Origin of the sequence: Cellulosimicrobium cellulans (assembly GCF_016921195.1) — a bacterium.
Taxonomy (GTDB): Bacteria; Actinomycetota; Actinomycetes; order Actinomycetales; family Cellulomonadaceae; genus Cellulosimicrobium; species Cellulosimicrobium cellulans_F.
This window is the reverse complement of record NZ_JAFGYF010000002.1, coordinates 262948-274496: the sequence shown is the minus strand read 5'-3', so window position 1 is coordinate 274496 and position 11549 is coordinate 262948. Positions and strand designations below refer to the sequence as shown.

Here is an 11549-nt window from a genome sequence, read left to right as displayed (position 1 = left end):
TCGCGGGTCGACCGACGAACGCTCACCCGAGCCTCACGGGAGGTGACCACGCGGTCGCCGCCAGGGTGGAGGTCGCGCGAGGACGGGCCGCCCGTCGGGGCAGACTGTCCGCATGACGTACACCGGACAGGTCGCCGTGGGCGGGCCGAGCGAGGTGCGCCGCCTCGACGAGGTCGAGATCCGCAAGCTCGCCGTCGGTCCGCTCGCGAACGACGTCTACCTGCTCACGTGCCGGCGCACGGGCGCCCAGGTCCTGATCGACGCGGCGGACGCGCCGGACGACGTCCTGGCCCTCGTCCGCGAGGGGTCGCCCAGCGCGCGCCTCGACGTCGTCGTCACGACGCACCGCCACACCGACCACCTGCGCGCGCTCGCGTCCGTCGTCGCGGTCACGGGCGCCGCGGTCGTCGTGGGCGACGCGGACGCCGACGCCGTCGCCGCGGCCACCGACGTGCACGTCGCGCGACGGCTCCGCCACGGGGACGTCGTCCGCGCCGGGGACGTCGTGCTCGACGTCGTCGCGCTGCGGGGGCACACGCCCGGGTCGATCGCGCTCGCCTACCGGGAGCCCGACGAGGTCCGGGAGCCCGAGGCGGTGGCGGGACGCGTCCACCTCTTCACGGGCGACTCGCTGTTCCCGGGCGGGGTCGGGAACACCGACCGTGACCCCGCGCGCTTCGACGCCCTCTTCTCCGACGTCGCCGAACGGGTCTTCGACCGGTTCGACGACGCCACGTGCGTCTACCCCGGGCACGGCGCCGACACGACCCTGGGCGCCGAACGCCCGCACCTCGGGGAGTGGCGCGAGCGCGGCTGGTAGCGCGGACGACCGAGGTGCGGACCCGACCGCGCGCCGTCGGGCCTGCCTGCTTCACTGCCGGTATGCCGATCCACGCCGTGACCTACGTCTACGCCGACCGCACCGCCGAGCTCGACGCCCTGCGCCCGGAGCACCGCGCGTTCTTGGGCGCGCTTCACGCCCGGGGCACGCTGCTGGCGTCCGGTCCGCTGCCCGCGCACGAGGGAGCACCCGCAGGTGCCCTCCTCGTCCTCGACGGGGAGTCGCCCGACGCGGTCGCAGCGGTCCTCGACGAGGACCCGTTCGGGCGGGCGGGCCTCGTCGCCGAGCGCACGGTCCGCCCGTGGGCACCGGTCATCGGCGACTGGGCCGACCGCGCCTGACCAGCGTCGCGCCCGTGTGGGGCGGTCCCGGCGCCGACCGTACCGATGCCGTGGCCGATCCGCGGCGGCCACGAGCTCGCGGAGCCGACGGTCGCCGTGCAGCGACAGCATGGTGCCGACCGCCGTGCGCGCGGCCGGGCGCGAACCACGGGACCTGTCGGACCGGGTCGGCCCCGTCTCGCCCGCAGCTCGTCGGGCCCGCGCTATCGCGCGGCGCCGTCCTGCGGACCCGTGCCCCACGGCGGTGCCTCGCCGACCGGCGCGCCCCCGTCCACGGCATCGCCCTCGGGCTCCTCGGCCGCGTCCTCCACGACGGTGGCAGCACCGCCCGTCGCGGCCCTCTCGGCGGAGTCGTCCTGGGCGTGCAGCGCCCGCGTGCGCAGGAGGCTCGCGACCGTGGTGACGGCGAGCGCACCGATGATCACGACGAGCGACAGCCAGATCGGGACCGTCGGCACGGCGTCGAGATGCTCGCCGCCGTTGATGAACGGCAGCGTGTTCTCGTGCAGCGCCTCGAGGACGAGCTTCACGCCGATGAACCCGAGGATCACCGCGAGACCGATCGGCAGGTAGACGAGCCGCTCGAGCAGACCGCCCAGCAGGAAGTAGAGCTGGCGCAGGCCCATGAGCGCGAAGACGTTCGTCGTGAAGACGATGAACGGGTCCTGGGTGAGCCCGAAGATCGCCGGGATCGAGTCGAACGCGAAGAGCAGGTCGGTGCTGCCGATCGCGAGGAACACGACGACGAGCGGGGTGAACACCCGCTTGCCGTCCTCGACCGTGCGCAGCCGGCCGCCGTCGTACTGCGTGCCCAGCGGCAGGACGCGGCGCAGCGCCCGCACGGCGCGGTTCTCGTGGTACTCCTCGGGCTCGTCCCCGCCCGCCACGAGCTTGATCGCCGTGTAGATGAGGAAGGCCCCGAAGAGGTAGAACACCCACACGAACTGCGCGATGATCGCGGCGCCGGCGAGGATGAACGCCCCGCGCAGGACGAGCGCGACGATGATGCCGACCATCAGCACGCGCTGCTGCTGGTCCCGCGGCACCGCGAACCTCGCCATGATGATGACGAAGACGAAGAGGTTGTCCACGGAGAGGCTGTACTCCGTGAGCCACCCCGCGTAGAACTCACCGGCCGGAGCCGCCCCGCCGACCGCGCCCACGATCGCCCCGAAGACGAGGGCGAGCGCGACGTAGAAGCCGACCCACAGCGCGCTCTCGCGCATCGAGGGGACGTGCGGGCGGCGCCCCACGACGAACAGGTCGACGAGGAGCAGCACCGCGAGCGCCGACAACGACGCCCACTCGAACCAGACCGGGAGCTCGTGAACCATCAGCGTGAGCCCTCCGAGCTCTCGACGGAGCGCCGACGGTCGGCGCGGTCCTTGGCGAGGCTCGCGACCGTGGTGATCGTGAGCACGACGACGATGAACCCGAGGGACAGCGCGGTCGGGATCTCCGGGATGACGGTGATGTGCTCACCGCCGTTGATGAACGGCACCTCGTTCTTGTGCAGCGCGTGGATGAGCAGCTTGACGCCGATGAAGCCGAGGATCGCCGCGAGGCCGTACGCGAGGTAGACGAGACGGTCGAGGAGTCCGTCGATGAGGAAGTAGAGCTGGCGCAGGCCGAGCAGCGAGAACGCGTTGGCGGCGAAGACCAGGTAGGTCTCCTGCGTGAGACCGAAGATCGCGGGGATCGAGTCGACCGCGAAGAGGAGGTCGGCGCTGCCGATCGCGATCATGACGATGAGCATCGGGGTGATGTAGCGCTTGCCGTCGATCTTCGCCGTCATCTTGTCCTCGACGTACGTCTCCGTCGTCGGGAACAGCCGGCGGGTCAGCCTCAGCGCGCCGTTCTCGTGGAACTCCTCGTCGTGGCCCGAGCCCGCCTTGACCTGCGTCCAGGCGGTGTAGAGCAGGAACGCGCCGAAGACGTAGAAGATCCAGCTGAAGTTCTCGATCAGGGCGGCGCCGAGGAAGATGAAGATCGTCCGCAGGATCAGCGCGATCGTGATGCCGATGAGCAGCACCTTCTGCTGGTAGAGCCGGGGGACGCGGAAGCTCGTCATGATGAGGACGAACACGAAGAGGTTGTCGACCGACAGGCTCTTCTCGGTGATGTAGCCGGCGAAGTACTCGCCGCCGTAGGTCGAACCCCAGACGGCCCAGACGATCCCGCCGAAGGCGACCGCGACGGCGACGTAGCCGGCGGACCACCAGGTCGCCTCGCGCAGGCTCGGGGCGTGCGGGGTGCGCACGTGGCCGACGTAGTCGACGGCGAGCATCGCGAGGATCACGCCGATGGTGACGAGCCAGACCCAGACAGGCACATCCATGAAGATTCCTCCGGTACGTGGGGAGCACTGTGTACCGAAGGTCTCTTCCGCCACGCACCGCCACGCGCACCCGCACGGGACGCGGGCTGGTGGTTGCGGGACCGGTGACACCGGGCCGACGACTGCGCCGGCCGTGATGACGACATCACCGCGGAGGAATACTCCCCTTCAACGAGGAGCCAGCATAGGCCATCGCTCCTCCTGAGGTGACAACACCACACCACCGTGGACTGTTCCTCGGGCGCCGGTAGGCGGTGCGCGCACGGGCCCCGAGACGGCCGCCGCTCAGGCGGTCGCGGCCTGCATCTGCCGCAGCTCCTTCTTGAGGCCCGAGATCTCGTCGCGCAACCGGGCGGCGAGCTCGAACTGCAGCTCGCCCGCGGCCGCGTGCATCTGGTCGCTGAGCTCCTGGATGAGCTCGGCGAGGTCGCTCGCCGCGGCGCCCGCGAGCCGGTTGCCCGACGACGCGCCCTCCTTGGGCGCGCCGGGCACCGGCGCCTTGCCCTTCGCGCCCTTGCCCGGCTGCCGGTACCCGCCGGCGAGCAGCTCGGCCGTGTCGACGTCCTCGCGCGCGAGCATGTCCGTCACGTCGGAGATCCGCTTGCGCAGCGGGGTCGGGTCGACGCCGTGCTCCGTGTTGTACGCGATCTGCCGCTCGCGGCGGCGCTCGGTCTCCTCGATCGCCGCGGCCATCGCCGGCGTGACCTTGTCCGCGTACATGTGCACCTGGCCCGAGACGTTGCGGGCCGCGCGGCCGATCGTCTGGATGAGCGACTTGGGCGACCGCAGGAAGCCCTCCTTGTCGGCGTCGAGGATCGCGACGAGCGACACCTCGGGCAGGTCGAGCCCCTCGCGCAGCAGGTTGATGCCGACCAGGACGTCGTACTCGCCGAGGCGCAGCTCGCGCAGGAGCTCGACGCGCCGCAGCGTGTCGACCTCCGAGTGCAGGTAGCGGACCCGGACGTCCTTCTCGAGCAGGTAGTCGGTGAGGTCCTCCGCCATCTTCTTGGTGAGCGTCGTCACGAGCACGCGCTCGTCACGCTCGACGCGCTCGCGGATCTCGTGCAGCAGGTCGTCGATCTGGCCCGTCGTGGGCTTGACGATCACCTCGGGGTCGACGAGGCCGGTCGGACGGATGATCTGCTCCACGACGCCGTCCGCCATCGAGAGCTCGTAGTCGCCCGGGGTAGCCGACAGGTAGACGGTCTGGCCGATGCGCTCGACGAACTCCTCCCAGCGCAGCGGCCGGTTGTCCATCGCGCTCGGCAGGCGGAACCCGTGGTCCACGAGGCTGCGCTTGCGCGACATGTCGCCCTCGAACATCGCCCCGATCTGCGGCACGGTCACGTGCGACTCGTCGATGACGAGGAGGAAGTCCTCCGGGAAGTAGTCGAGCAGCGTGTTCGGCGGCGAGCCGGGCTCACGCCCGTCGATGTGCCGCGAGTAGTTCTCGATCCCGGACGCGGTGCCGATCTGGCGCATCATCTCGATGTCGTACGTCGTGCGCATGCGCAGCCGCTGCGCCTCGAGCAGCTTGTTCTGCCGCTCGAGCTCGTCGAGCCGCTCCGCGAGCTCCGCCTCGATCGAGGAGATCGCGCGTTCCATGCGCTCCGGGCCTGCGACGTAGTGCGTCGCCGGGAACAGGTGGATGCTCGGCTCGGACCGGATCACCTCGCCCGTCAGCGGGTGCAGGGTCTGGATGCTCTCGATCTCGTCGCCGAAGAACTCGATGCGGACCGCGAGCTCCTCGTACACCGGGATGATCTCGACGGTGTCTCCCCGCACGCGGAACGTGCCGCGCGTGAACGCCATGTCGTTGCGCGTGTACTGCATGGTCACGAACTGGCGCAGCAGGTCGTCGCGTTCGACCTGCATGCCGACGTCGAGCCGGACCATGCGGTCGACGTACTCCTGCGGCGTCCCGAGGCCGTAGATGCAGGACACCGAGGCGACCACGACGACGTCGCGTCGGGTGAGCAGCGAGCTCGTGGCCGAGTGCCGCAGCCGCTCGACCTCGTCGTTGATGGACGAGTCCTTCTCGATGTAGGTGTCCGTCTGCGCGATGTAGGCCTCGGGCTGGTAGTAGTCGTAGTACGAGACGAAGTACTCGACCGCGTTGTTGGGCAGCAGCTCCCGGAACTCCGTCGCGAGCTGCGCCGCGAGGGTCTTGTTGGGCGCCATGACCAGCGTCGGGCGTTGCAGCTCCTCGATGAGCCACGCCGTCGTGGCCGACTTGCCCGTGCCGGTCGCGCCGAGGAGCACGACGTCCTTCTCCCCCGCGCGGATGCGCTGCGAGAGGTCCGCGATCGCCGTCGGCTGGTCGCCCGACGGCTGGTACTCGGAGATGACCTCGAACGGGGCGGTGGCGCGCTGGAGATCGGTCACGGGACGCATGACTCCACGGTACGTCGAGCCACCCACACGAGTCCCCCGGGGCACGGTCGAGGCGACACTCCGCGCAGCCCGGTGAAATCACCTCGACGTAATTTGGAAGGCGTCATTCGGAACCCCTAGGGTCGCCTCGACCCTGCCGCGCTCCCCGACGCCCATGGAGCAGCACGACAGCACGGATCACGGGCGACGGAGTCCGTCCGCAGTAAGTCAGCACCGCTAGCGAACCTTCGACCTGGAGCCGACACCATGCGCCTGCACCCCGCGCGCCCCCGCGGAATCCCCCTGCTCAGCCTCGCCACGCTCGCCCTGACCGCCGTCGGCGTCGCCGCCCCCGCCGCGGCCGCGCCGACGGTCACCGCCGACGACGTCTGCACCGCGGACCCGTCCACGCGACCGGTCGGCGTGTACGAGCTCACCGCCGTGGAGGACGCAGGCGTCGGCATCTGGGCAGGGGGCGACCTCACCGTCACGACGGCGACCGAGCTCGAGGGCCGTGTCGTCGTCGGCGGGGACGCCGACCTCTCCGGCGCCGCCAGCCTGAACATCGGCACGGCTGGTGGCGGTGGCTCGGCGATCACCCCGCCGGGCGGGACCGACATGCTCGTGGTCGGCGGCGACCTCGCGACCGCGGCCGACACCCAGGTGGGCTTCCACGCGTCGAGCGGCGGCAACGTCGTCGTCGGCGGCGCGATCACCGGCGCGACCCCGAGCACCGAGAGCCGCAACGCCTCCGGCCGCGCGGGCACCGTCACGCAGGGCGTCGGCCGCGACACGGCGCTGCGCCCCTACACGGCGCTCCCCGCGCTCGTGACGGGCCTGGCGGCCGACGCGGCCGAGGGCGCCGTCGCGGCCACGCCTCGCGGCGGCGTCCTGACGGTCGAGGCCGGCGCCCGGTACACGCTGACGGCCGACCAGGCGTCGACCCTGAGCACCCTGTACGTCACCGGGACCGGGCCGGTGCTCCTCACCGTCACCGGGTCCACCGTGGACGTGCCGGGCCTGAAGCACGTGGAGTACGGCGGCGTGCGCGTGCACCAGGACACCCAGTACCTCTCGGCGCACTTCCTCTGGAGCTTCCCCGACGCGACGCAGGTGAGGCTCGGCACGAACGACCAGTTCCCCGGGACGATCGTCGTCCCGCGCACGGACGCGACCCTCACCGTCGCGACCTCGACCAACGGGCGCATCCTGTCGAACGGCGCCGTCTCCTACACCGGGGGCGCCGGCATCGAGCACCACAACTACCCGTTCGCCGGCCCGTGCGAGTCGACGCCGTTCGTCGAGGAGCCGAAGCCCGAGCCCTCGCCGGAGGGCCCCGTCCCGGGCGAGGACGTGACCACGCCGCCGACGACCGAGGAGACCCCGGGGACCGTGGAGCCGGGCGAACCCTCCGTGGAGGCGACCCCTGCTGCCGAGACTCCTGCCCCCGGCGTCGACGCGCCCCCCGCGCCGGCCGAGAAGGGTTCCGACGCGCCGGAGAGCGGCCTCGCGACGACGGGCGGCTCGGTCGTCGTGCTGGCCGTGGTGGCCGCGCTGCTGCTCGCCGGTGGCGCGACGATCCTCGTCGTGGGGCGGCGGCGCGCGACCAGCTGACGCTCGGGCACGAGCACGCACCGAGGGCCCGGCAGGACGACCTGCCGGGCCCTCGGCGTCCCCGCGCTCGGGTCAGCTCTCCGTGCCGCCCGCGAGGACGGGGTCGGGGGTCCCGAGGAGCGCGTGCCGCACGACGGCGGCCACGGCCATGGCCTGATCCTCGATCGGGACGACGTCGGACCCGGGGACGTGGACGAACCCGGCTCGCCGTCCCGGCCCGGCACCCCAGTGGTGCATGAGGGCGTAGAAGACGTCGTTGCACACGTACGTCCCCGCCGTGCTCGACACCTCCACCGGGACGTCCGCCGCCCGGATCGCGGCGAGCGACGCCTTGAGCGGGAGCGTCGACCAGTACCCGACCGGCGCGCCGGCGACCACCGGGACGTCGACCGGCTGCGCTCCCCCGTTGTCGGGGATCCGGGCGTCACGCACGTTGACCGCGACCCGCTCCAGGCGCACGCGGGTCGCCCCACCCGCGAGGCCGAGGGCGACCACGACGTCCGGGTCGTGGGCACGGATCGCCGCGTCGAGCACCTGCCACGCGCCACCGAACGTCACGGGGAGCCGCACGGCCACCACACGATCACCCACGAGCTCCTGCCCCCGCTCGGCGAGCCGCGCGGCAGTCTCCCACGACGGGTTGCCGCCTGCACCGTCGAACGGCTCGAACCCGCTGACGACGACCGTCACGCCTCGTGCTCCTCGAGCTCGGCCCGGACCTCCGCGTCGACCTCGGCCCGCACCCGCACCCACAGCTCGTCGACCTGCGCCCGCAGCGCCTCGGGCGGGCCGGACCCGTCGAGCGTGACGTCCGCGGCGGCGAGGCGCGACGCGTCGTCGGCCTGCGCGGCGAGGCGCGCCCGGGCCTCGTCCTCCGTCAGGCCGCGCCCCTCGACGAGCCGGCTCACCCGCACGTCCTCGGGCGTGTGCACGACCACGACGCAGTGGAACCGCGCCGGGTCCCCCGTCTCGACGAGGAGCGGGATGTCGTGCACGACGACGGCTCGAGGGTCGGCCGCCCCCGCAGCGGCCTCGCGCTCGGCCGCGAGCCGGCGCACCTCGGGGTGGACGATCGCGTTGAGCCGCTCGCGCGCGCCGTCGTCGCCGAACACGACGCTCCCCAGCGCAGCCCGGTCGAGCGCGCCGTCGCGGTCGAGGACGCCCGGCCCGAAGGCCTCGACGACCTCGTCGAGGCCGACCGTCCCGGGTGCGACGGCATCCCGCGCGAGACGGTCGTAGTCCACGACCACGGCGCCGAGCTCGGCGAAGCGTGCGAGCGCGACGGACTTCCCCGCCGCGATTCCTCCGGTCAGCCCGATGCGAAACATGCGCCCATCCTGCCAGCCGCAGCGTGGCCCCGCCGAGGACGTCGGGGCGTCATGACCGCTCAGCGGTGGCCGCGCGACCCGCTCGCGTTCTCGCCGGCGTCCGCCTCCGGACGCCGCGGGTCGACGTCCCGCTCTCCCGCGACCGCGCGCAGTAGCCGGAGGAGCTCGGCACGCTCGGCGGCGTCGAGACGGGCGAGCATCGTCCCCGCGCTGGACGACCGCTCCGCACCGACCTGCTCGACGACGTCGCGCCCGCGCGGGGTGAGCTCGACGAGGGTGGCCCGCCGGTCGTACGGGTCCGGTGTGCGCCGGACGAGCCCCGCCTGCTCCGCGTCGTCCACCTTGGACGTCACCGAGCGCGGCGCGACGTCGAGCGCGGACGCGACCGCGCCCAGACGGCAGGGCCCGTCGCACCGCGCGAGGAAGCGCAGCATGCGGAACTGGCCGGGAGTCGTCCCCGCCGGCTCGAGCCGTTCGCTCGCCTCGCGGCGCACGGTGCGCAGCGCCCCGTGGAGGAGTGCGAGGAACTCCCCCGCCTCGTCGGTCGTCGAGGCCGTGCCGGTGAGGGGCACGCCGGTCGCGGCGCGCGGTGTCGCATCGCTCGTCACGAGACCGAGCGTACCCGCGGAGGAACCACTTGTGGCAAGCACTCATAGTGAGGTAGACTCACTATCGATTTCGCGCGCCTGCGGCCACCAGACCGCGCCCGCCGGCAGGCCCGGACCGCCACGGACGACGCGCCCCTCCCCCACCCAGGAGGCCCCATGTCTTTTACCTCCCCCCTTCCCGGCTCCGGCGGCGGGCGCGGCATGCGCTCGTTCCGCCAGGACTCCTCCGTCGCCTCTCGCCGGCTGCGCCGCGGCACGATCCGACGCGTCCTCACGTTCGCCCGGCCCTACCGTCGCCAGCTCGCGGCCTTCCTCGTGCTCATCTCGATCGACGCCGCCGCGGGCGCGGTCACGCCCCTGCTCTTCCAGCGGATCATCGACGACGGCATCACCGCCGGGGACGTCGGCGTCGTCGTCGCGCTGTCGCTCGTCGCCGCGGGGCTCGCGGTGCTCTCCGGCGCCCTCGGCGTCGCCCAGCGCTGGTTCTCCTCGCGCATCGGCGAAGGTCTCATCGTCGACCTGCGCACCGCCGTGTTCGACCACGTGCAGCGCATGCCGCTCGCGTTCTTCAGCCGCACCCGGACCGGGGCGCTCCTCCAGCGTCTCAACGGCGACGTCCTCGGCGCGCAGCAGGCGTTCACCTCGACGCTCTCCAACGTCTTCTCGAACCTCCTCACCGTGGTGTTCGTCCTCGCCGCGATGCTCTCCATGTCCTGGCAGCTCACGCTCCTCGCCCTGACGCTGCTGCCTGCGTTCGTGCTCCCGGCCCGCTGGGTCGGCAAGCGCCTCGCCGCGATCACGCGCGAGAGCTACGAGCTCAACGCCGAGGCGGCGCAGACCATGAACGAGAGGTTCAACGTCGCGGGGGCCCACCTCGTCAAGGTCTTCGGCGACCCGGGCCGCGAGTCCTCCCGGTTCGCCACCCAGGCCCGCCGCGTCCGCGACATCGGCGTGAAGCAGGCCATGTACGGCACGGTCTTCCGCGTGGGCCTCACCGTCGTCGCCTCGGTCGCCGTCGCGATCGTCTACGGGCTCGGCGGCGTCATGGCGATCTCCGGCACGCTGACGGTCGGCACCGTCGTCGCGCTCACCGCCTACCTCGGGCGCCTCTACGGCCCGCTGACCGCCATGTCCAACGTCCAGGTGGACGTCATGACCGCGCTCGTGAGCTTCGAGCGCGTGCTCGAGGTGCTCGACCTCGAGCCGACGGTCACGGACGCGCCCGACGCCCACGACCTCGCCGCGGACATCGAACGGGACGGCGCGAGCCTCGAGCTGGACGGCGTGACGTTCCGCTACCCGAGCGCGTCCGAGGTCTCCCTCGCGTCGCTCGAGTCGGTCGCCGTCGAGGGGACGGACCCTACGACGGACACGCTGCGCGACGTCTCGTTCGCCGTCCCCGCGGGGGCGATGGTCGCGCTCGTCGGCTCGTCCGGGGCGGGCAAGACGACCGTGTCCCAGCTCGTCACCCGCATGTACGACCCGAGTGCGGGCCACGTGCGGATCGCCGGTCGCGACCTGCGCGAGGTCACGCAGGAGAGCCTGCACGACGCCGTCGGCGTGGTTACGCAGGAGGCCCACCTCTTCCACGACTCCATCGCGGAGAACCTCCGGTACGCCAAGCCGGACGCGACCGACGCCGAGCTCGAGGCCGCGCTGCGGCGCGCGCACGTGTGGGACGTCGTCGCGGCGCTGCCGTCGGGGATGGACACCGTCGTGGGCGACCGCGGCTACCGGATGTCCGGCGGCGAGCGCCAGCGACTGGCCATCGCCCGCGTCTTCCTCAAGGCGCCGCAGCTCGTCGTCCTCGACGAGGCGACGGCGCACCTCGACTCCGGCTCCGAGGCGGCGGTCCAGGCGGCGCTCGCCGAGGCGCTGCGCGGGCGCACGTCGCTCGTCATCGCGCACCGGCTCTCGACCGTGCGCGAGGCGGACCTCATCGTCGTCCTCGACGCCGGCCGCGTCGTCGAGACGGGCACGCACACAGAGCTGCTCGCCCGTGACGGCCGGTACGCCGCGCTCTACCGGACGCAGTTCGCGGACTCGCCCTCCGTGCCCGTGGCCTGACACCGAGCATGCGGTTGTCGAACGCCGAGTACGGCGAAG

Annotated in this window: 10 protein-coding genes; 4 read left to right on the top strand and 6 right to left on the bottom strand. The window is 72.5% G+C overall.

Features of this window, described 5'->3' with window-relative positions:
• Positions 1 to 112: 112 nt before the first annotated feature.
• Positions 113 to 820, top strand: coding sequence for an MBL fold metallo-hydrolase (locus JN535_RS06175; protein WP_205203789.1), 708 nt, complete (start codon positions 113 to 115; stop codon positions 818 to 820).
• A 62-nt stretch (positions 821 to 882) separates the two neighbouring features.
• Positions 883 to 1182 carry a YciI family protein gene (locus JN535_RS06170; protein ID WP_205203787.1) on the top strand — a complete coding sequence of 100 codons (300 nt, stop codon included), beginning with the start codon at positions 883 to 885 and terminating at the stop codon, positions 1180 to 1182.
• A gap of 203 nt (positions 1183 to 1385) precedes the next feature.
• Here JN535_RS06170 and JN535_RS06165 read toward each other — a convergent pair whose 3' ends face one another.
• From JN535_RS06165 to uvrB, 3 genes are all read right to left on the bottom strand, one after another.
• Positions 1386 to 2516 (bottom strand): TerC family protein, encoded by a 1131-nt coding sequence (locus tag JN535_RS06165; protein WP_205203785.1) that lies wholly within the window; start codon positions 2514 to 2516, stop codon positions 1386 to 1388.
• On the bottom strand, positions 2516 to 3520 hold the full coding sequence (locus tag JN535_RS06160; protein ID WP_205203783.1) for a TerC family protein: 1005 nt from the start codon (positions 3518 to 3520) through the stop codon (positions 2516 to 2518). The genes JN535_RS06165 and JN535_RS06160 overlap by 1 nt, the downstream gene beginning before the upstream one ends.
• Before the next feature lie 285 nt (positions 3521 to 3805).
• Positions 3806 to 5914: an excinuclease ABC subunit UvrB gene (uvrB, locus tag JN535_RS06155; RefSeq protein WP_205203781.1), complete on the bottom strand. Its 2109-nt coding sequence runs from the start codon at positions 5912 to 5914 to the stop codon at positions 3806 to 3808.
• Positions 5915 to 6160: 246 nt separating this feature from the next.
• Between uvrB and JN535_RS06150 the strand changes: the two genes are divergently transcribed.
• Positions 6161 to 7507 (top strand): choice-of-anchor A family protein, encoded by a 1347-nt coding sequence (locus tag JN535_RS06150; protein WP_205203779.1) that lies wholly within the window; start codon positions 6161 to 6163, stop codon positions 7505 to 7507.
• Between the two features lie 72 nt (positions 7508 to 7579).
• Here JN535_RS06150 and JN535_RS06145 read toward each other — a convergent pair whose 3' ends face one another.
• From JN535_RS06145 to JN535_RS06135, 3 genes are read right to left on the bottom strand one after another with little or no spacing between them, the layout of a single operon-like run.
• The gene (locus JN535_RS06145) at positions 7580 to 8197 is read right to left on the bottom strand and encodes a pyroglutamyl-peptidase I family protein (RefSeq protein WP_205203777.1); all 618 of its coding nucleotides are present in this window, start codon (positions 8195 to 8197) and stop codon (positions 7580 to 7582) included.
• Entirely contained in the window at positions 8194 to 8835 is a 642-nt protein-coding gene (coaE, locus tag JN535_RS06140; RefSeq protein WP_205203775.1) for a dephospho-CoA kinase, read from the bottom strand. The genes JN535_RS06145 and coaE overlap by 4 nt, the downstream gene beginning before the upstream one ends.
• A 59-nt stretch (positions 8836 to 8894) precedes the next feature.
• Positions 8895 to 9443: a MarR family winged helix-turn-helix transcriptional regulator gene (locus JN535_RS06135; protein WP_205203773.1), complete on the bottom strand. Its 549-nt coding sequence runs from the start codon at positions 9441 to 9443 to the stop codon at positions 8895 to 8897.
• 156 nt (positions 9444 to 9599) lie between these two features.
• Between JN535_RS06135 and JN535_RS06130 the strand changes: the two genes are divergently transcribed.
• Positions 9600 to 11510, top strand: coding sequence for an ABC transporter ATP-binding protein (locus JN535_RS06130; RefSeq protein WP_205203771.1), 1911 nt, complete (start codon positions 9600 to 9602; stop codon positions 11508 to 11510).
• Positions 11511 to 11549: the final 39 nt, after the last annotated feature.